The 19819-nt window shown below is 64.4% G+C and carries 17 protein-coding genes; 7 read left to right on the top strand and 10 right to left on the bottom strand.

Annotated features, from left to right (window positions below; all coding sequences use genetic code 11):
- Positions 1-18: 18 nt before the first annotated feature.
- The gene (locus DMB80_RS12505; protein ID WP_111510143.1) at positions 19-609 is read right to left on the bottom strand and encodes a TetR/AcrR family transcriptional regulator; all 591 of its coding nucleotides are present in this window, start codon (positions 607-609) and stop codon (positions 19-21) included.
- 93 nt (positions 610-702) lie between these two features.
- On the opposite strand from DMB80_RS12505, the gene DMB80_RS12500 reads away from it, so the two are divergent.
- Entirely contained in the window at positions 703-1761 is a 1059-nt protein-coding gene (locus tag DMB80_RS12500) for an aldo/keto reductase (RefSeq protein ID WP_111510142.1), read from the top strand.
- A gap of 319 nt (positions 1762-2080) precedes the next feature.
- Here the strand turns inward: DMB80_RS12500 and DMB80_RS12490 are convergent, their stop codons facing one another.
- Complete coding sequence (locus DMB80_RS12490; protein ID WP_240431157.1) at positions 2081-2785, bottom strand: MspA family porin; 705 nt, start codon at positions 2783-2785, stop codon at positions 2081-2083.
- A 344-nt stretch (positions 2786-3129) separates the two neighbouring features.
- Between DMB80_RS12490 and DMB80_RS12485 the strand changes: the two genes are divergently transcribed.
- Positions 3130-3474: an SDR family NAD(P)-dependent oxidoreductase gene (locus DMB80_RS12485; protein WP_111510140.1), complete on the top strand. Its 345-nt coding sequence runs from the start codon at positions 3130-3132 to the stop codon at positions 3472-3474.
- Positions 3475-3530: 56 nt separating this feature from the next.
- Here DMB80_RS12485 and DMB80_RS12480 read toward each other — a convergent pair whose 3' ends face one another.
- From DMB80_RS12480 to DMB80_RS12470, 3 genes are all read right to left on the bottom strand, one after another.
- Positions 3531-4811, bottom strand: a complete 1281-nt coding sequence (locus tag DMB80_RS12480; protein WP_205538645.1) for an MFS transporter — start codon at positions 4809-4811, stop codon at positions 3531-3533.
- Positions 4812-5014: 203 nt separating this feature from the next.
- Positions 5015-5938, bottom strand: coding sequence for a quinone oxidoreductase family protein (locus DMB80_RS12475; RefSeq protein ID WP_111510138.1), 924 nt, complete (start codon positions 5936-5938; stop codon positions 5015-5017).
- Between the two features lie 42 nt (positions 5939-5980).
- The gene (locus DMB80_RS12470) at positions 5981-7195 is read right to left on the bottom strand and encodes an acyl-CoA dehydrogenase family protein (protein ID WP_111510137.1); all 1215 of its coding nucleotides are present in this window, start codon (positions 7193-7195) and stop codon (positions 5981-5983) included.
- A 300-nt stretch (positions 7196-7495) separates the two neighbouring features.
- Between DMB80_RS12470 and DMB80_RS12465 the strand changes: the two genes are divergently transcribed.
- Positions 7496-8740 carry a multidrug effflux MFS transporter gene (locus tag DMB80_RS12465; protein ID WP_111510136.1) on the top strand — a complete coding sequence of 415 codons (1245 nt, stop codon included), beginning with the start codon at positions 7496-7498 and terminating at the stop codon, positions 8738-8740.
- Position 8741: 1 nt separating this feature from the next.
- Here the strand turns inward: DMB80_RS12465 and DMB80_RS12460 are convergent, their stop codons facing one another.
- Both DMB80_RS12460 and DMB80_RS12450 read right to left on the bottom strand, forming a co-directional pair.
- Positions 8742-9479 (bottom strand): FadR/GntR family transcriptional regulator, encoded by a 738-nt coding sequence (locus DMB80_RS12460; protein ID WP_162938513.1) that lies wholly within the window; start codon positions 9477-9479, stop codon positions 8742-8744.
- A 118-nt stretch (positions 9480-9597) separates the two neighbouring features.
- Entirely contained in the window at positions 9598-10809 is a 1212-nt protein-coding gene (locus tag DMB80_RS12450) for a flavin reductase (RefSeq protein WP_111510135.1), read from the bottom strand.
- Between the two features lie 248 nt (positions 10810-11057).
- On the opposite strand from DMB80_RS12450, the gene DMB80_RS12445 reads away from it, so the two are divergent.
- From DMB80_RS12445 to DMB80_RS28110, 4 genes are all read left to right on the top strand, one after another.
- On the top strand, positions 11058-11933 hold the full coding sequence (locus DMB80_RS12445) for a nuclear transport factor 2 family protein (RefSeq protein ID WP_111510134.1): 876 nt from the start codon (positions 11058-11060) through the stop codon (positions 11931-11933).
- 55 nt (positions 11934-11988) lie between these two features.
- Positions 11989-13236: a glycosyltransferase gene (locus DMB80_RS12440; protein WP_111510133.1), complete on the top strand. Its 1248-nt coding sequence runs from the start codon at positions 11989-11991 to the stop codon at positions 13234-13236.
- A 47-nt stretch (positions 13237-13283) separates the two neighbouring features.
- Positions 13284-15239, top strand: a complete 1956-nt coding sequence (locus tag DMB80_RS12435; protein ID WP_111510132.1) for an ArnT family glycosyltransferase — start codon at positions 13284-13286, stop codon at positions 15237-15239.
- Positions 15240-15885: 646 nt separating this feature from the next.
- Complete coding sequence (locus tag DMB80_RS28110) at positions 15886-16029, top strand: hypothetical protein (protein ID WP_162938512.1); 144 nt, start codon at positions 15886-15888, stop codon at positions 16027-16029.
- 108 nt (positions 16030-16137) lie between these two features.
- On the opposite strand, the gene DMB80_RS12425 is transcribed toward DMB80_RS28110, so the two are convergent.
- Genes DMB80_RS12425 through DMB80_RS12415 form a run of 3 tightly spaced genes read right to left on the bottom strand, consistent with a single transcriptional unit; the run spans position 16138 to position 19818 of the window.
- On the bottom strand, positions 16138-17223 hold the full coding sequence (locus DMB80_RS12425; protein ID WP_111510130.1) for an S-(hydroxymethyl)mycothiol dehydrogenase: 1086 nt from the start codon (positions 17221-17223) through the stop codon (positions 16138-16140).
- A gap of 58 nt (positions 17224-17281) precedes the next feature.
- Entirely contained in the window at positions 17282-18469 is a 1188-nt protein-coding gene (locus tag DMB80_RS12420) for an NAD(P)/FAD-dependent oxidoreductase (protein ID WP_111510129.1), read from the bottom strand.
- The gene (locus tag DMB80_RS12415; RefSeq protein ID WP_111510128.1) at positions 18466-19818 is read right to left on the bottom strand and encodes an FMN-binding glutamate synthase family protein; all 1353 of its coding nucleotides are present in this window, start codon (positions 19816-19818) and stop codon (positions 18466-18468) included. Before DMB80_RS12415 ends, DMB80_RS12420 begins: the two co-directional genes overlap by 4 nt.
- Position 19819 lies beyond the last annotated feature (1 nt).

Genomic DNA, 19819 nt, shown 5'->3' with positions numbered 1-19819 from the left:
GCAGGCGGTGGCCGTGCGTTATCCGGTGAACACGCCGGCGGCGATCGCGGCGAGTGCGGCCCGCGCCGCGCGGTTCGCGTCGCGGTCGTCGGGCGCTCCGTTGCCGGTGAGTAGCCGGTAGTAGAGAGGTGCAGACAGGTAGCGAATGGCGTCAGAGGGGTCGGTGCCTGGCGGTGCCTCGCCGCGGGCGATGCCGTCGGTGACGGTTCCGGCGAACTCCTCCAGTCGGACGCTGTAGAACGTGGCGAGAGCCCTGGCGGTGTCGGGACTGCACGTTGCCGCCGCGATGATCGCCGCAAACAGCGGACCTTGCCGGCGATCGGCCAGTGTCCGCTGAATCAGGTTGGCAATACTGCGGAAGTCCTCGGCGAGGCTCCCGGTGTCGGGACGAGGAAGTGATGACTCAGCCATGTCGGCGAGCAAGTCGGTCACAAGCGCCGACACTGTCCCCCAGCGGCGATACACCGTGGACTTGCCGACGCCCGCGCGCCGGGCCACCTCGGCGAGGTCCACGCTTTCCAGGCCGGACTCGACCAGCAGGTCGGCGGTTGCGCTGAGTACTGCGGCGCGAACGTTCGCTGTTCTGCCGCCAGGTCGAATCGGGGTCACCTACTCATCTTAACGGGACTTCGGTCGCGTTAAGACGCGGAACGCGGTAGCGTCATGCCCTTAAGGGGAATATCGTCCAATTAAGGAGATGTCGTGGATTACCGCCAAGTGGGCAGCTCAGGGCTGGCCGTATCCGAATTGTCCTTTGGTGCAGCGACTTTTGGTGGGTATGGCGATTTCTTCGGCGCCTGGGGTGATACCGGCGTGGACGAGGCGCGAACAATGGTCGACCTGTGTCTGGAATCGGGGATCACGCTGTTCGACACCGCCGACGTGTACTCGGCAGGCCGCTCCGAGGAAGTTCTCGGCTGCGCTCTCAAAGGTCGACGCGATGATGTGCTGATTTCGACGAAAGCGGCACTGCCAATGGGTGACGGACCCGCTGACGCGGGCACGTCGAGGGGCCGTCTGATCGGCGCAGTCGAGCAGGCGCTGCGACGCCTGAAAACTGATCGCATCGATCTGTTCCAGCTCCATGCGTTCGATGCGTTCACCCCAGTCGAAGAGGTGCTCGATACCTTGGAGACCCTCATCGCCCAAGGCAAGATCCGCTACACCGGGGTGTCGAATTTCGCGGGCTGGCAGCTGATGAAGTCACTGGCTGCAGCCGACGCTGCGCACCAGCCGCGCTACGTTGCGCACCAGGTCTACTACTCCCTCATCGGCCGTGACTACGAGTGGGAACTGATGCCACTGGGTCTGGACCAGGGTGTGGGCGCACTGGTCTGGAGCCCGTTGGGGTGGGGCCGGCTGACCGGGCGTCTCCGACGAGACTCCCCGCTACCTCCCGTGAGTCGACTGCACAAGACGGCCGATGCCGGTCCGCCGGTCGACGACGCGCTTCTGTTCGACGTCGTCGACGAATTGGGCGTGATCGCAGGCGAAACCGGCAAGACCATCGCACAGGTCGCCCTGAACTGGTTGCTGCGCCGGCCCACTGTGGCATCAGTGATCATCGGCGCGCGCGACGCCCGCCAGCTCAGCGAGAACTTGGGCGCCGTCGGATGGTCACTCGACGACGAGCACGTTGCCCGGCTCGACGCAGTCAGCCAGCGCGACCAGCCTTACCCTCACTTTCCCTACTATCGCCAGGACGGCTTCGCCCGCATCAACCCACCTCTGTTCCCCCCGTTACCCGCGACCGCAACCTAACTGTCCGCGGGCGCTTCCGTTGCGGTCGTCGGCACGATGGGCCGCGTCGGTGTGACCTCAACGGGTAAGGGTGGATACGGCACGCCGCTTGGCATCACGATGGGCACCTGTGCGGGTGAGACTTCGTCCTCGTGCACAGGGTCGAGTCTCGGTGGCCATTCCACCTCTGTGGGAGGCCAGGTGGTGACGACGCTGGACGGACTGCTGCTGCTGTCGTCATCGTCGTCATCGTCGTCATCGGCTCCAGCCGGACCCGCCGTGAGGATGATCCAGCACACCGTCACCAGGGCGAGCAAAGGGCGCGAAACGTGTTGCGATGTCATAAGCGCACGATGTCTCCGTAGACGTTGACGCTGTCATCTGAAGTGTCGGTGCTGATGTGCGCGGAGGCGAACAACCGTACAGACACGGGCCCACCGCACCCGTCGATCTGAACGTGCGCGTCCTCCACCGACACGATGCCGGTGCGTCCCTTCAGGCGTTTGGCGCCGAGCCCCACTGTTCGGATGTATCCGGGGCGAAGGTCGACGCCGATACTCGGAGTCACGTTGAGGAATGGATCGTCGGCTACGACGTCGAGCTGATTGCCGATGCCGAGGTCCATACCCTCGTCGAGTTTGACCTGGCAGCCCAATTGCACCCCGACCACAACGGAGCCGGAGTTGACCGGCATCCGGCCTTCGTCGTCGATGTTGACTTCCACTCGTGCAGATGCGAAGCCTTCGCCGGTGAACGGTGTCGCGGCCATGTTGGGTACCGCGTTGATGGCTATCCGGGTCATCGACAGGCTCAGCTGCCATCCGTCGGCTGTTTCACCGTGCCGGCTGACATCGGGAAGGGCCACCGGCTCGGCACTGGCGATGCCCGTGTCGGGCAGCAGGGCCGCGGCGACCATGGCCGTCGCGGTCACCGTGAGTGCACGCGCGATCGAGTGACTGTTCTGGCTGATGTGCGACCGTCCATGCCGGGAAGGGCTTGACGACGCCGTCCACCGGCCCAGCGTGGCGGCAGCGTCGGTGGGCATCGGCGGTCCTCTCGGCGTGTGCTGACTCGTGCGATGGGCAACTTCGGCGCCGACGAGGTGAAAGGTGCGGCGTGAAGGCGCTAGGGGGTCGCGCCCGCACGCCGCACACCTCGAGGAATGCCGGCGCAACGGTCTCACCGTCGTGCGGATCAGCACCCGTAAAGGCGGCTCAAAGCTACTTTCTCGAGTTAAGTGTCAACTGTTCATCTCTTAGGTGAGAGCTGTGTAATGCCGCCAGGTCTGCGGTCTTGCACATAGACGCCACTGCGAAAACCACGCAGACGATAACCAATCCACAGTGTGGCCATAGTCCAACCTCATCGAATCTCGGTTATCTGGTTCCTATGACAAGCGAACCACCCTCGGGCTGGCCCACCACCACTGGCAATGACGTGGTGCTGGTCGTCCACGCGGACTGCGACGCAGGATACGAGTTGGTACAAGAGTTGCTGGCCAGTGGCCGGCGTGTCGTGGTCACTGCTCGATACGCCGTGTCGCTCAGCCGAATACTGTTGGGTAAGAGTTCCGCTGACGTGATGGCGATCGCCGCCGATGTCGACGAGCAAGCACAGCGGGCTCGCCTGATGCAACGCGCAGCGGATCGGTTTGGACACATCGCGTGGGTTGTCGACGGGCGCAGCGGAATGTTGACACACACCACCAGCGTCGTCGAATCCGACGCCGCGTAATCGATTCTGCTGCGTACCAACATTTCTCCGTTGTGCAGATGCCTGTCGCACCGCTTTCAGGACTGTGCGTTCTCCTGCGCGTCGACTCGAACATCACCGTCTTGGTCGGGCTTGTGGAGGTACCGGAAGGCTGGGAAGGAAAACGAGCCGATGAAGCCGACCAGCATCGTCGCAGCGACGATCATCATGGGCGACGGGTAGCCACCCAAGGCATCGTGGCCGAATCCGACAAGCACCGGGCCGACTCCCATGAAAACCGTCAGAGCTGCGAATGCCGTACCGAGTATCTCTGAGCTGGCCTTCAAGCCGAAGTAGCGGGTTATCAGGAGGGGAACGAAGCCGTTGATGCTGCTGAAAGCCATGCCGAGCAGCGCCATGCCGACCAGCAACCCGAGCCCACCGCCGAAGAAGAGTAATGCCATGCCAATCAGCGGCAGGAAGAAGAACGCGGTCACGACTTTCGGACTCGGCACCCGATCCATCAACGCCCCACCGACCAGGGACCCCAAGGGGCCGATCAGGAAGAAGAGGGAGAGCGCCAGGCCGGCAATCTGTGCCTCTACGCCCTCCTCGGTCATCCACGCGATGATGTGGTTGCTGACCGCCATCAGTCCTGCTGCCACCAGGCAACTGACGCCCATGACCGTCCAGAATGTGCGCGATCGTAGCGCTTGTGACCCTTCGACGCCTTCGACGTCCGACGTCGGCCCCTCAGGGCTCGGGGCCGCCGCCGACGACTCTCGAATCAGCACCAGTGCTGCCGGAACCGAGACAACGAAGGCGGTTACAGCGAGCACGCGGTAGGCGGCTTGCCATCCGTAGGAATCGATCAGTATCTGCGAGAGCGGCACAGTCACTGCGGTGGAGATGGCGGGTGCAGCACTGAGTACCAAGCCGAGGGCGAGCCCGCGGTGCTTGCTGTACCAGCCGGCGACGACCTTGGCATAGGAGATGGGACCGGCGACCGCGGTACCGACGCCCATGACGGCCGAGACGAGGTACAGCATGACCTGATTGTCGACATATGACATCGCGAACAGGCCGGCGCTACAGACGGTTAGGCCGATGGGCAACAGGCGACGCACTCCGTGGCGATCGAGAAGACGTCCGGCGAAGGGGCCGAGGACGGCGCCCGCGAGACCGACCACCAGCGACGCCTGCGGGAACACCGACAGGCTCCATCCCAATTCGCTGGACACCGGCTTCAGAAAGGTTGCAACCGTTCCCATGAACAGCGGGACGATACCGAATCCGATGCAGATCGCGCACCCGATCGCGGCCATCGTGCGGACTCGTGTGGACTGCCTGTTGGTCGAAGAAGAAGTGGAGATGCTCACGGGGCCTCCGTCAGTGGCCGAGGAAATTGATCGATCGGTCGAGCGTCGCGTCGAGCGAGCCCACGGTGAAGGGAGGGTTCGGTGTCATCGGGGCATCGTCGACACCGAGTCAGGGCCACTGCGTGTGAAAGCGGAGCGGGAAGCCCTGAGGCGCACCCAGAGTGGTGACGGACGTGGGCGTCCGTCACCACTCTGGGTGAGTACTAGAATTCGATGACGAGCTTGCGGTGTGGTGCGGACCCCTGCTCGTCCCATGCCTCGGAGATCTTGTCGAGCGGCATCCGCTCGGTCTCCACCGACAGCTGGCCCTTGCGCACATGGGTCACCAGCTCCTCGTAGGCGCGAGCGGTCACGTTCGGCGGCACCGTCACGGCGATGTGCCCGATGACCGTCCTGCCGATGAGGTTCGGGTAGGTGATGGTGGCCGACGGCCCCGCGCTCATCCCGCAGACCACGTAGCGAGCACCGAACTTCGTTGTGGCGAAGGCAGCCTCGAGGGGGCCACCGAAGACGGGGTCGATCACGACGTCGTAGCCACCGGCCGAGGCGTCCTTCAACGCTGCGGCGTAATCGCCATCCAGCACCACGGTCTCGTCCGCCGCGCCGGCGTCCTTCAACCTCTCCAGACTGGCGGTGTGCCGTGCCGCGGCGACGACACGGGCTCCGGCGAGCTTCGCGAGCTGGACTGCAATCTGTCCCACCACACCGCTGGCACCCAGCACCAGCACCGACTCGCCGGCTGCCACCTTCGCCCGAACATGGAGCGTCGCCCATGCCGCGGTACCCGCGATACCCACCGCTACCGCCAACGCGTCGTCGACGCCGTCGGGAACGCGATAGATCTTGGTGGGGTCCAGGGGCACCAATTCCGCCATTGAGCCGAAGGGCTTACGCACATCGCGGAAGTACACCCGGCTACCGTCTTCGAGCTCGGCGATACCCTCCTGCCCCACCACCGACGGAATGGTCGGCGGTCCGTACGGGCCGCCCTTCGACAGTGTCCGGTCGATCGGGTTCAACCCGGCAACCAGCACCCGGCCGATCTTTCCTCCGTCGATGGCCTTCGGGTCTTCGAACTCCCCCACCGCGGGGGTCCCACCCACCTCGTTCAGAATTGCAGCACGCATTCCTGTCTCCTTCCTTGTGTCGAACTAGTTGGTCGAGAAAGATCAACGCCTGTTGCGCTGAGTGGTCGCTCGAGTCGTGATCGGGTCATTCGGCCCGGCGCCGAGCCCGAGCACGAATCGCACCGACCGCTCGGCGATCAGGTCGTAGTCCATGAACGCGTGGTTGGCGATCACGTCGAGATCACGCCGAGCTCGCTGCAGCGGGTCGCTCGTCCTGTAGGGACTTGAACCCATTCCATCGCAAACGATTCCGACAGCCTCCTGCGCCATGTGCACGATCGTCGTCTGGTCGAGTTCGATCTGCCCCACCTCCTCGAGGCTCCACTCCTCACCGGCGTCGCACTTCTTGATGGCGAAGTCCAGATTGTGGTGGTAAAGCAGCTGTGCGCACCGCATGATCTCGTGGGCCTTGCCCCACCGATCCCGGCTCATCGGCAATTGAATTCGTGGTGTGCCACCGAATGCAGTAGTCGACGCGAGCCGGTCACGTACAAGCTCGACCGCGGCCTCGGCGCACCCCAGCGCGACTGCAGTCACCATCATGCCGAGGCTGGCATAGGGCGGGTAGCGCATGATCGTCTCCTCGTACATCACCCCGTGATGACGGTCGGCGGAGAGGAAGTCCTCCATGCGCATGCCCCGGTGCTCCGGCACGAAGACGGCTTCGGCGGTGATGCTAGAGCTTCCCGTGGCGGCCATCCCGGACATGAACCAGTCGTCGTTGATGACGAGTTCGGAGAGCGGGATCAAGAAGGTGTAGGCCACCATCTCGCCGTTCTCCCTGACCATGGAGCTGAGGAAGGTCCAGTCGGAGTTCCACACGCAGGACGCGTATCTGAACGTGCCGGAAACCCGGAAGCCGCCCTCCACTCGAACCGCGCTCCCCCATGGAGTGAGCGGAGCAGAGGCGAGGATGAAAGACCGGTCGGCGAACAGCTCCTCCTGCGCCTCGACCGGCAGGCGGCAGGCCATCCAGCTGTGCTCGATCAGGAACGCGATCGTCCAGGCCGCCGATGCGTCGCCGTGTGCCAGCTCCCTGGCGACCTCGCACAGCACGCGGGCGCCGAGGCCCAGTCCGCCCCGCTTCTTCGGAACCATCGCGTTCATGAATTCCTCAGCATCACTGATGGTTTCGTCTGGCTGCCGTCGCAGTGCCTCCGCTTGCGTCGCGCGCGATCGGAGCACGGGAGCCAATTGCCGGGCCCGCTCGATCAGCCGCTCGGTCGCGGCGTCGAACTCCGGTTGCTTTTCCCACATTTGTTCCACGAGAAGCCTCACTTTCTGATCCGGTCCGGAAGCGCCTCACCGCTGCAATCGGAGCGCTATTGGATGACGACCAACGAGTTCGAGCTTAAGTAGCCCATCGAGTCGATGTCAAATGTCAGACAATTAGTTTTTGCTATGAGTTAGACACTTGTCGGTTCTGTCGTACGATGGATGCGGAGGAGGATCCGGTCACCAGTGCGCCGTGAGCTCCAGGCACTCTGCCATGAGTTCTCAGGCCGACTCATCGCCGTTTCCATGCAACCACACAATCGATCGAGGCGAGGTGCTCACATGACCACACCGACCCGCCCACCGCTGTCGGCGATGCTGATCGGCGTTCTGGCGCTTCTCTCCGCAGTGACGCCACTGTCCATCGACATGTACCTGTCGGCCTTTCCGGAGATGGCGACCGAGTTCGGCACAACGGCATCGATGATCCAACTGACGCTGACCGCCCTGCTGATCGGGCTCGCGGTGGGCCAGCTGGTGATCGGGCCGCTCTCCGACCGCTACGGCCGGCGTACGCCGCTGCTCATCGGCACGGTGGTGTGCTTGGCCGCCAGCTTGTTGTGCATGATCAGCCCGTCGATCGAGATGTTGATCGCGGCGCGTTTCGTGCAGGGCTTCGCTGGGGCAGCAGGCGTCGCGATCTCCCGTGCCATCATCACCGACCGCGCCGAAGGCGCCGAGGCCGCGCGACTGTTCGGGGTGCTGATGGTGATCGGTGCATTGGCCCCGGTGCTGGCGCCGGTGGTCGGCGGTTTCATCGTCGCCGACTTCGGATGGCGCGTCGTGTTCGCCGCGCTGGCCGCTTTGAACGCTGTGATGCTGCTCGGCGTTCTCTTCTTCGTGCCAGAGTCGTTGCCCCACGACCGGCGCCGGCCCGGCGGACTGGCCGCGCTGCGGTCCAGCACGGCCGGCGTGCTGTCCAGTCCTCGGTTCATCGGATACGCGCTGGCACTGGCCCTCGTGTTTACGGCACTGTTCTCCTACATCTCGGCGTCATCCTTCGTCTTGCAGAACATCATCGGACTGTCACCGCGGACGTACTCGTTGATCTTCGGCGGGTGCGCGGTGGTGCTGGCTTTGATGAACGCGCTGTCCACCCGGATGGTGGTCCGCGTCGCGCCGCGACAGCTGCTGTTGGGAGGCATGACCGCGATGGTCATCGCCACCGGCTTGCTGCTGCTCACGGTCACCGTGGGGGGCGTGGCGCCGGTGCCGACGATTGCGCTGATGGCGTGCTTCATGGCCAGCGTGGGGTTCGTCGTGGCCAACGCCATGGCGCTGGCCACCGCCGAGGTGCGCGAAGCGGCGGGTACAGGGTCCGCAGTACTCGGTTTCCTACAGTACGCACTCGGCGCCGGTGTCTCGCCTCTGATGGGACTGGCCGGTGAGAACAGCGCGCTACCAATGGGTATCGCCATGTTCGCGTCGGCCGTGTTGGCACTTGCCGCCCTGATCATCTTCACCCGGGGCCAGCGGACCGCCACGGTCGACTCGGCAGAACCTTCGGCAACCGGCATCGCGCAGTGAGTCAGGCTCCGCGCTTGCTCCGCCTGTTCGCGGCAGGCCGACGGGGCTTGCGCTGGACCGCGGATCTGGGTCGGTCGCGATGCATGAGGTCGAGCTGGGCTGTGATGGTCTTCTCGGCGGCGTCCGGATCCTTCGACACGATTGCCTGGACGAGCGAGCGGGTATGGCCCGCAGCGACCTTGGCCTCGTCAGGCTTCAGCTCCCGCAGATAAATGGGCAAGGTGACCCGGTTCAGCGCCGAGACGAAGGCCGCCAACGCTCGGTTGCCGCTAGCAGCCGCGATGAGGCTGTAGATGCACATGCCCAACCCGAACAATTCCAGATCATGCGCGGCATCATTGACCTCCCGTTCCAGCTCCTCCTGCCGGTCCACGAGCCGCTCCAGCTCTGCTGCCTGCTCCTCGGTGCGATTCGTGGCCGCGAGCCGAACCGCGGGCACCTCGAGCATCCGCCGGACGTCCATCGTCTCCGCGAAGGACACCGTGCCGAGAGAGAGGATCGTTTCCAGTGACCCCGACAGCATCGTGCGCAGTGACTCATGGTCCATCGTCTCGACGAAGCTTCCCCCAGCCGGGCCAACCTGCTTCCTGATCAGGCCCGAGGCGGCCAGCGACCGCAACGCCTCACGCACAGTCGCGCGGCTCACCTGAAACGTCGCGGCGAGCTCTGCCTCCCCCGGCAAACGCTCCCCCGGCTTGAACTCCGAAGAGACGATTGCCTTCCGCAGCTGCGCCTCCACTTGCTCGCGGGGTCGCCGGACAGGTTCGGCTTGAAATGCCATTCGTACATCGTAACGATCCGAAATGTCGGATTTGTCGTGATCGGCGCATTTCCGCCGGCTCAGACAATTACCGGTGTCACCGCGCGTACTCGCCTCGGGCCGCTGTCGTATCCGCGAGCAGACGTGCCTCGACCTGTGCCGCGGCGCCTCGAAGATCCGAGGCCCAACGCTTGATCTGCTCGCCCGAAGCGGGCGTCGGCAATTGAGCGAGCCTGAGCAGCAGCACGACATTGCCGTCCTTGCCGAGCACAGGCGCCATGAGTCCGCCGATGTCGTAAACCTGTTCGTCAGCGAAGTCGGCGGTGTCCACAGACGGCATGTACTCCGCCATGCGCGCCAACAGTTCTCGCTCGCGTGTAGGAGTGAGACCGCCGGCGGCATACTCGATCATCATGGCAGCGACATCGGCTTGATCGGTGGAACCGCCGGAGGCCACCTGCCACGCGGCGTAGCCCCGCGCACGGATCGCCGCCAGTCGCTGCCGGTGGGTGCCGAGCCTGTCCGGGTCTTTGCCCACCATCGTCAGCCATCGCGCCGCAGCGTCGTCCGATGCCCATGCCATGTACGCCTCGCCGAGCGGCGGCTTCATCGGCAATCTCTCTCCGAGAAGCTCACGCATGACCGCGGTCCCGCCGTGAGCAGTGCTCACGGTGGTCAACTCGAACTCGTTCACGGCAACAAGCACGGCGGCCTCACAGGCCAGATCGCCAGCCAGGGACTCGATCTGAGGGCGAGCGAGATCTGCAAGCCGGACTCCTGAGATCAGGTCGGCATCGCCGCCGGCCGTCATGCTGTGGGGCGAGAAGCCACCGTATCCGCCCTGGAAGAAGAGCAGAGGAGTGACTTGCCGGTGCACCTCCATGGATTCGACCTCGCAGAGCTGGATGAAGTGGTCTCCGGCTTCGATGGCTCGTCGTGGTACGCAGTCGATGTGTGCCACTGCTCCCGCGATTGCCGGCGCTCCGGTGGAGGAGGCACTCCATTCGACATCGGCGAACTTGTCCGGCGCCGGGCTCGCCATCGTCCGACACAGCGCCACCTGGTCGTGAGCGAGCACGTTGATGCAGAAGGATCGTGCAGTCCGGAGTCGCGCGAATGTCCTCGACGCCAGCGTGGGCAGGAATGCCACCAGCGGCGGATCGAGCGAGACCGAGGTGAAGGTCCCGACGACCATGCCGACAGGCTCTCCGTCATCTGCGATGCCGGTGACAACGGTGACCCCAGTCGGATAGTGCCCCATCACTTCCCGGTATCGCAGCGAGTCGATCGATGGCAGCGGCTCGGTCATGGCTCTTCCTCAGGTAGGTCGTACTCGATACGTGGATATCTATTTGTCAGACATTAATATAGTATCGGATCGCCGACGTGGAAACCTCGGCGAACTGACAAGCCATCTGCGTCCTGATTTCGCTGTGCGGCAGCTCATTTGATGCAGGGCGATCAGGTGGTCGATCTGTGATCGACAGACAGGAGTGTCAATTGTCCGTCAGAATCACGCGGCGTCGTGCGGTTTCTGCGCTTGCGGGTGTCGCGGTGATGGCAACCGGTGCGTCCGCCGTCTTCGGCGCCGGGCATGCGAACGGCGGGACGCCAGAATCCGAACGCCGCCGTCAGTCGGTACTGCGCATCTACGACGCCTTGACCGCGGGAGGCTTCCACGTCGAAGGCCGGGACGTCCTCGAGTCCATCTTCTCCCCAGAGGCCCGCCATCATCGCTCCTCCCAGCCGGTGCCTGACGGGCCAGCCGGAGGGCGCCGGCTCTATCTGGAGTTGCAGACTCGCCTTCCCGGAGTCGTCGCAACGGTCAAACGAACCGTCGCTGATGGCGAGTTCGTGGCTGTGCACTGGCACGCTTCACCGGATCCGCATGACGAGTTCAGTGGTGAGTCCTGGTGCGAATTCTTCCGTTTCGTCGGCGACCGGGTCGTGGAGCACTGGCAGCTCGACGCCGCCGTGCCATCGACCACGGTCAGCGGCAGGTCGGTATTCAGCGACGCTTACCAAGACACTCGCGGTAGGGCGTCGGGCGGAGCCGCTACGACGACGATCAACCGCGAGATCGCCTCAGCTGCCTTCGCCCGGTTCACCATGTTCGACACCACTGTCGTGGCCGATTACTGGGGCGAGGTCTACCTGCAGCACAACGAGATGATTCCGGACGGTACCGACGCCCTTCGCCGCTCACTGGAGGAAGTCGGGGGCCTTCCGGATGAGGTCAGGCCGAGCTTCGCAGTGGTTGTCACACTGGCCGAGAGCGATCTGGTGTGGTTCCTCGAGTCAGTCCGTGTCGGACGACGAACCGGCCTTGGCGTTGACATCTTCCGGGTGGTCGATCGCCGGATCGTGGAGCACTGGGACATCCCTGCGCTCAAGCCGGGTGCCGACGATCACGGCCAACGGTCTGTCTCATAGCAACCGCATAGGTGCGGCCAATACTGCACCCAGTGCGGAGCCTGACGATGAGAACATGACACAGAGCCTGCTCGACACCATCGGCGTTTCAACGGCCGCAGCGCGCCCCAACGCTGTCCTGGAGGCGCAAGAACGCGGCGTGCCCGTCGTCGACATCGTCGTGCCGGTCTACAACGAGCAAATCGCGTTGGCCGGCTCGATTCGACGCCTGCACCGCTACATCGCCGAGACGCTACCGATCTCCGCGCGGATCACCATCGCGGACAACGCCAGCACCGACGACACTCCGCGCATCGCGGCCGAGCTGGCCGACGAACTCGACGGTGTGCGTCACGTGCGACTCGAGCAGAAGGGTCGCGGACGTGCACTGCACACCGTGTGGTCGCAATCCGACTCCCCCGTGCTCGCCTACATGGATGTCGACCTCTCCACCGACTTGGCAGGTCTGCAGCCGCTGCTGGCCCCGCTGATCTCCGGACACTCCGACGTGGCTATCGGTACCCGGCTCGACCGCAGCTCGCGCGTCGTACGCGGCGCCAAACGCGAGTTCATCTCACGCTGTTACAACCTCATCCTGCGCTCGACGCTGTCGGCGAAGTTCTCCGACGCCCAGTGTGGATTCAAAGCGATTCGCGCGGATGTCGCCCACACGCTGCTGCCCCACGTTGTCGATACCGGCTGGTTCTTCGACACCGAGATGTTGGTGCTGGCCGAGCGCACAGGTCTGCGCATCCACGAGGTGCCGGTGGACTGGGTCGACGATCCCGACAGCCGTGTCGATATCGTAGTGACGGCAACTGCCGACCTCAAAGGCATCGGCCGGCTGCTGAAAGGCTTTGGCAACGGTTCGATTCCGGTGCGCGACATCGCTGCACAGCTCGGTTCCGGGAGGGCCGCTGCACCGCGTAGTCTGCTGCGCCAAGGTGTCCGGTTCGCCACCGTTGGCGTCATCTCGACCCTGGCCTACCTGCTCGTCTTCTCGTTTCTGCACGCCAGCATCGGCTCGCAGGCCGCCAACCTGGTCGCCCTCTTGGTCACCGCGATCGGCAACACTGCGGCGAACCGCCGCTTCACCTTCGGCGTCCGCGGCAACGAGGGCGCGCTGCGGCATCACATGGAAGGCCTCGCAGTGTTCGCGCTCGCTCTGGCCGTGACCAGCGGGGCCTTGTCCGCGGTCCACAGTTTGGTCGCGCCGACACCGAACTGGCTGGAGCTCTCGGTGCTCGTGGTCGCCAACCTGACGGCGACCGTGCTGCGCTTCGCGCTTCTGCGCGGCTGGGTGTTCCACCCCAACCGCGACTGACCCGGTAAGAGCACGAGACCCCCCGAACCCCTCAGTGAGATGATCACATGACCCACGTCGCCGACACGGCGCATCGCGCCGCCTCGACCACAACTGACGACGCACAGTCAGACCCCCGGTGGGTACGCCCGGCACTGACGGCGCTGTTGATCGCCACCGCCGCGTTCTGGTGCATCGGGCTGAGCCGCAACGGCTGGGCCAACGCCTTCTACTCGGCGGCCGTCCAAGCAGGAACCAAGAGCTGGAAGGCATTCCTATTCGGCTCCTCGGATGCGGCCAACCTGATCACCGTCGACAAACCTCCGGCCTCCCTGTGGCCGATGGAGATCTCAGCTCGTATCTTCGGCGTCAACACGTGGTCGATCCAACTGCCGCAGGTGCTGCTCGGGGTTGCCTCGGTCGCGCTGCTGTACGTAATAATCAGGAAGCAATTCGGGCCGGCCGCAGGTCTGATCGCCGGCGCTGCACTGGCGTTGACGCCAGTGGCCACTTTGATGTTCCGCTACAACAACCCCGATGCCCTGTTGGTCTTCCTGATGATCGCCGCCGTCTGGGCGACGATGCGCGCGGTGGCCGATGGCCGCACCCGCTGGATGGTACTGTGCGGCGCGCTTCTGGGCCTCGGCTTCTTGACCAAGCAGCTGCAGGTTCTGCTCGTCATGCCGGGACTCGCGCTGACCTACGTGCTCGCCGGGCCGCCACGACTGCGCATCCGCTTGGCACAGTTGGCCGCCGGCCTCGGCTCGATGCTCGTTGCGGCCGGGTGGTGGGTGCTCCTGGTCGAGGTGTGGCCGACCGATAGCCGGCCCTATGTCGGTGGTTCGGAGAACAACAGCTTCTTGGATCTGACATTCGGCTACAACGGCTTTGGCCGCCTGCTCGGCGGCGGCGAAAGTTTCGGTGGTGGGATGCACATGCCGACCGACATGCCCGACATGCCCGACATGCCGGGCGGTGGGGGCAGTTTCTTCAGCAACCCCGGAGTCACCCGGCTGTTCACCGGCGAATCCGGCGCACAGATCTCGTGGCTACTTCCCGCCGCGCTCATTTTGCTGGTCGCCGGCTTGGTGGTCTACGGACGCCGACCGCGCACCAACCTCGACCGCGCGCAGTATCTGGTGTGGGGCGGCTGGCTCATCGGCACCGCCGGAGTTTTCAGCTTCATGTCGGGCCTGTTTCACGACTACTACACGGTGGCGCTCTCCCCCGCGATCGCTGCACTCGTCGGCATCGGGACCGTCGACCTGTGGCGACGACGGCAAAATACCCGGGCCATAGCGGTTCTCGCGCTGACGGTCGCCGGCACCGGTATCTGGTCCTGGGTCCTGCTGAATCGAACCCCGGACTTCGCTCCGTGGCTGCGCTGGGTGGTCCTCACGCTCACTGTCATTGTCGTAGCAGCGCTGGCGGTCACCGCACTGCCTGGCTCATACCGCCCTTGGGTTCGCACGTGGGCTGCGGCGATCGGCATCGTGGTGGCGCTGGCCGGACCGCTGTCGTACTCCGTCCAGACGGTCAGTACCTCGCACACCGGTGGCATCGTCACCGCCGGACCCACGGTCGGCGGCGACGGCTTCGCCGGAAAGAGCGGCGGACGGGGCCCGATGTCAGAGATCAAGGTCTCCGATGCCGTGGCGGGCACCCTGGCGGCCGATGCCGACAACTACACCTGGGTGGCGGGAGTGCCCGGATCCTCAGACGCGGCCTACTACCAGTTGGCCACCGATCGCCCCGTGATGGCACTAGGTGGGTTCAGCTCCGGTGACCCGGCTCCAACACTGGAGCAGTTCCAGCAGTACGTCTCCGACGGCAAGGTGCACTACTACGTCGAATCGCAGAAGTCTGCACTGGGATTCGGAGCCGATCAGGATGCACCGCGTCCGCCGGGAGCCGACAGAGACACCCAGGCCAACCGGATCAAGGACTGGGTCGAGCAGAACTTCGCGATGGTCACCGTCGACGGTGTGACGCTCTACGACCTGACTCAGCCGCAGCATGACTGAGAGCCACCTGGTGCTGGCCCCACTGAACAGTAGTAGCAATCCTGCCTCGAACGCCCAAAAGCGCTGTGGGCCAATGACATTTATCAGCGACACACGTCAAACACAGCTCGCGCCCACCTACCGGCCGTACCGTCGAAACTGCAAGGCCGATAACAGAAGGAGGAACACGTGAAGACACGACACCCGAAGGTCGGGTTGCTGTTGGGTTCGACCGCGGTCTGCGCGGGCCTGGCAGTCACCGGACTCGGAATGGCCGCCAGCGCAAGCGCGGCACCGCCTGGGGCTCCGGGGATCTGCTTACCGTTACTGCCGTGCCAGGGACCGCCACCTCCGGGACCGGGACCTGGACCTGGGCTGGGACTGGGGCCTGGGCCGGGACCTGGGCCAGGACCGGGGCCGGGACGGGGACCCGCGATCGGACCCGTGGGCGGTGGGCCGGGGACGCCCTGGGGAATATGGCGCCCATGAGGTGTGGTTTGGAACGCGGTTGATGGTCTAGTCGCAACGTCCGCGGTCGGCGTTGGTGTATCCAACGCCGGCCGGGGCGTCTCGCGCGACTTCGAGGAAGAAATCCCCCCGGCGGTGTTTCTCGTTTTGGTGGGCGTGATTCGACCCGCTCGGGCGGTCAAAGGTGGACACTGGCGGTATGTCCGCCACCATCTGGATCCTCATCGGTGTGATTGCCGTCGGCACCGTTGCTGCGGGTCTGCTGCGGATGCGTGTTTGGCTACAGAAGCCGGTTCCGCCCGAGCTCATCGAAGCTGCTCGGCGTGACGACGAGGAAGAATGAGAATTCGGAGCAGGTCGCGCAATCCGCCGTGCGGTCGGAGTCAGTTCGCTGAGTGGTCGCTCGTCAGCAAGTCGTCGTAGCGCACGATCTGGTTACCGATGGTGGTACTCACAGCATGACCACCGAACGCAACACATTCCCTGCATGCATCTTCTGGAACGCTTGCTCGACGTCCTCGAGGCCGATTCGCTCGGAAACGAACTTGTCCAAGGGGAGCCGGCCCTGCAGATGTAGATCGATGAGCGTGGGGAAGTCTCTTTCAGGTAGACAGTCGCCGTACCACGACGACTTCAACGAACCGCCGTATGAGAAGAAATCCACCAATGGCATCTCCACCTGCATCGCGGGAGTCGGAACGCCCACCAGTAACACCGTGCCCGCCAGATCACGGGCATAGAACGCCTGTTTCCACGTCGTGGGGCGACCCACCGCGTCAATGACCACGTCCGCGCCGAACCCACCGGTCAGATCCTGAATAGCTGTTACCGCATCCAGCTCGGCAGCATTCACGGTGTGGGTGGCGCCGAATTCGCGAGCCATCTCCAGCTTCCGTGCATCCAGGTCCACGGCGATGATGGTCTTGGCACCCACAAGTGCGGCGCCCGCGATCACAGCATCCCCGACACCACCGCACCCGATCACCGCCACCGAGTCGTCGCGACCCACCGCGCCGGTGTTGATGGCAGCACCGATACCGGCCATCAACCCGCAGCCGAGCAGGCCGGCCACGGCAGGGTCGACTGATGGGTCGACTTTGGTGCACTGCCCCTCGTGCACGAGTGTCTTCTCGACGAATGCGCCAATGCCCAACGCGGGTGAAAGCTGCGTACCATCAGTCAATGTCATCTTTTGTGTCGCGTTGAACGTGTCGAAGCACAGATGCGGACGGCCCCGCTTGCACGCTCGGCACTGCCCACACACCGCGCGCCAGTTCAGCACCACGAAGTCGCCGGGCTCGACGTTGACGACTCCGTCGCCGATCGCTTCGACGGTACCGGAGGCCTCGTGGCCGAGGAGGAACGGGTAGTTGTCGTTGATGCCGCCTTCGCGGTAGGTCAGATCGGTGTGGCAGACCCCGCAGGCAAGAATTTTGACCACCACTTCACCGGGACCGGGGTCTGGGACAACGATGTCGGCGACCTCGACGGGTGCTCCCTTGCGTCGTGAAATCATTCCTCGCACAGTCTGACTCATGGTCTTTCCTCTGTTTCGGTGCTTCTTTATGAGTACGGTGGTGTCGGATACGGGCCCGCTAACGCATTTCTCCGGCTCCGATGTAGGGGAACCGAGTCGTGAGCAGTTCGCCTTCGGTGAACCTGCTGAGCCGGAAATCCGACTCCGGAACATTGGGATCGTTGCTTCGGCCCTCGATCACCAGGTCGGCGATGAGCCGTCCTACTGCGGGTGCGATTTTGTACCCGTGTCCGCTGAAACCAGCTGCGACAAGCAAGCCGTCGACACCGGTATGAGAGATCACCGGATTCCAATCGGGTGTCACATCGTAACAACCGGCGTAGCTCGAGCTGATCGAAGCTTCGCCGAGACCCGGGAAACGCTCGCTGATCTTCTCTACAGTCAGATCGATGAATGCCTCGTCGGCACGATTGAGGTAGCGGTCAGGGTCGGCGATCTCGAGTTCGGCCAGATCCGAGTTGCCGAACAACATCTCGGTATTCACATCTGGGCGGACGTACTGAAGTGACACCAAATCCGAAAACACCGGTACGTTGCGCAGCTCCACACCTGGGTTCACCATGACAATCTGTTCGCGGTGCACCTGGATCGGGATGTCGATACCATAGGGTGCGAGAAATGGCCTGGTCCAGGCGCCGGTGGCCACTACAACTGTGTTGCAGAGGATTTGATCGCCGTCGGCCAGTCGAAGTCCGCGGATGGTGTCACCGTCGATGAGGAGGCCGGTGGCAGTCGTGCCTTGACGTAGCCGAACACCGGCCTGGCGCGCCGTCGCCATGAAGGCGTGTGCGGTCTGATAGGCGTCACCGTACCCGCCGCGCGCCTCCCAGCCGAAGGCTCCGAACGGCTCCAGATCGGCCCAAGGCCACATCTTCGCGACCTCGGAGTGGTCGATCTCCTGGGTCTCGACACCGACCGCGCGCTGTGCGGCGAGTGATCTGCGCATGCTCTCGGCGTTGATCTCGCTGACGCCCACCACGTAGCCGGTCTGGCGGAAGCCGATGTCGGTGCCGAAGATGTCGTCGGCCTTTTCGAAAACCTCCAAACCGACCTTTGCCATCGCGGCCAATGAACTCACGCCGTAGTGGCAGCGCACGATTCCGCTTGATTTTCCGGTCATACCCGATCCGACGGTGTGGCTCTCCACGACCGTCACGTTGGAGACCCCACGCTCGGACAATGCCCAGGCGGCGGCCGCGCCCTCCAGACCGCCACCGACGATCACGATGTCGGCGGTCGCGCTCATAGTCCTGCTCCGTTCTGGCCCGGAATCCACTGTGTGCCAGCCAACGGCACCCGAGCCATTGCGGCCGCTTCGATGGTCACCGCCACCAGATCCTCGGGTTCGAGGTGTTGCACGTGAGCCTTGCCGCAGGCGCGGGCGATGGTTTGGGCCTCCATGGTGAGCACCCGGAGATAGTTGGCCAAGCGGCGGCCGGCGGCCACGGGGTCCAACCGCGCAGCCAGTTCGGGATCTTGGGTCGTGATACCAGCAGGGTCGCGTCCGTCCTGGAAGTCGTCGTAGAAACCGGCAGCGCTGCCCAGCTTCTCGTATTCGGCGCTGTAAGAAGGGTCGTTGTCTCCTAGGGCGATCAGCGCTGCGGTGCCGATGGCTACCGCGTCCGCGCCAAGCGCCATGGCCTTGGCGACATCGGCTCCGGTGCGGATTCCCCCGGATACGATGAGTTGTACTTCCCGGTGAACGCCGAGTTCCTGCAAGGCCCGGACTGCCTGCGGGACGGCAGCCAGCGTGGGAACCCCGACGTGTTCGATGAACACGTCCTGGGTAGCGGCGGTGCCACCTTGCATCCCGTCGACGACCACCACGTCGGCGCCGGCGTGCACTGCGAGCCTGACGTCGAAGTAGGTACGTGTGGCACCCACTTTGACGTAGACGGGCTTCTCCCAGTCGGTTATTTCCCGCAGTTCGCTGATCTTGATGGCCAGGTCGTCCGGACCCGTCCAGTCGGGGTGCCTGCACGCGCTACGTTGATCGATACCCTGCGGCAGGGTGCGCATGTTGGCGACCCGCTCCGAAATCTTCTGTCCCAGAAGCATTCCGCCTCCGCCGGGTTTCGCGCCTTGTCCAAGTACAATCTCGACGGCATCGGCCTTGCGCAGGTCGTCGGGATTCATCCCGTAGCGCGAGGGCAAGTATTGGTACACCAGCGTCTTGCTTTGGCCCCGCTCTTCGTCTGACATGCCGCCGTCGCCGGTGGTGGTGGACGTGCCGACCTCACTGGCGCCACGGCCGAGGGCTTCTTTGGCCTGTCCGGACAGCGCGCCGAAGCTCATACCCGCAATCGTGACCGGAATCGACAGATGCAGGGGATGCTTGGCGTGGCGAGTGCCCAGCACCACGTCGGTGCCGCAACGCTCCCGGTAACCCTCGAGGGGGTAGCGCGACATCGAGGCGCCCAAGAACAACAAGTCGTCGAAATGAGGGAGCGGGCGTTTGGCGCCCCATCCGCGGATGTCGTAGATGCCAGTGTCGGCGGCTCGCTGGATGCCGGCGATGGTGGCGCGGTCGAAGGTGGCTGACTCGCGTAGCCCGCGCTGGGCCCGGGCGTCGTGATCAAAAGCGGAATCGGTCATG

The organism is Mycobacterium kyogaense (genome assembly GCF_003254575.1).
Lineage (GTDB): Bacteria > Actinomycetota > Actinomycetes > Mycobacteriales > Mycobacteriaceae > Mycobacterium > Mycobacterium kyogaense.
This window is presented reverse-complemented; position numbering and strand designations above follow the sequence as displayed.

Coding starts and splice junctions, on each gene's coding strand:
- DMB80_RS12490 (WP_240431157.1), bottom strand. CDS start 2,785: ATGCCCACCGACGCTGCCGCCACGCTGGGCCGGTGGACGGCGTCGTCA.
- DMB80_RS12485 (WP_111510140.1), top strand. CDS start 3,130: ATGACAAGCGAACCACCCTCGGGCTGGCCCACCACCACTGGCAATGAC.
- DMB80_RS12475 (WP_111510138.1), bottom strand. CDS start 5,938: ATGCGTGCTGCAATTCTGAACGAGGTGGGTGGGACCCCCGCGGTGGGG.
- DMB80_RS12470 (WP_111510137.1), bottom strand. CDS start 7,195: ATGTGGGAAAAGCAACCGGAGTTCGACGCCGCGACCGAGCGGCTGATC.
- DMB80_RS12465 (WP_111510136.1), top strand. CDS start 7,496: ATGACCACACCGACCCGCCCACCGCTGTCGGCGATGCTGATCGGCGTT.
- DMB80_RS12450 (WP_111510135.1), bottom strand. CDS start 10,809: ATGACCGAGCCGCTGCCATCGATCGACTCGCTGCGATACCGGGAAGTG.
- DMB80_RS12445 (WP_111510134.1), top strand. CDS start 11,058: ATGGCAACCGGTGCGTCCGCCGTCTTCGGCGCCGGGCATGCGAACGGC.
- DMB80_RS12440 (WP_111510133.1), top strand. CDS start 11,989: ATGACACAGAGCCTGCTCGACACCATCGGCGTTTCAACGGCCGCAGCG.
- DMB80_RS12435 (WP_111510132.1), top strand. CDS start 13,284: ATGACCCACGTCGCCGACACGGCGCATCGCGCCGCCTCGACCACAACT.
- DMB80_RS28110 (WP_162938512.1), top strand. CDS start 15,886: ATGTCCGCCACCATCTGGATCCTCATCGGTGTGATTGCCGTCGGCACC.
- DMB80_RS12425 (WP_111510130.1), bottom strand. CDS start 17,223: ATGAGTCAGACTGTGCGAGGAATGATTTCACGACGCAAGGGAGCACCC.
- DMB80_RS12420 (WP_111510129.1), bottom strand. CDS start 18,469: ATGAGCGCGACCGCCGACATCGTGATCGTCGGTGGCGGTCTGGAGGGC.
- DMB80_RS12415 (WP_111510128.1), bottom strand. CDS start 19,818: ATGACCGATTCCGCTTTTGATCACGACGCCCGGGCCCAGCGCGGGCTA.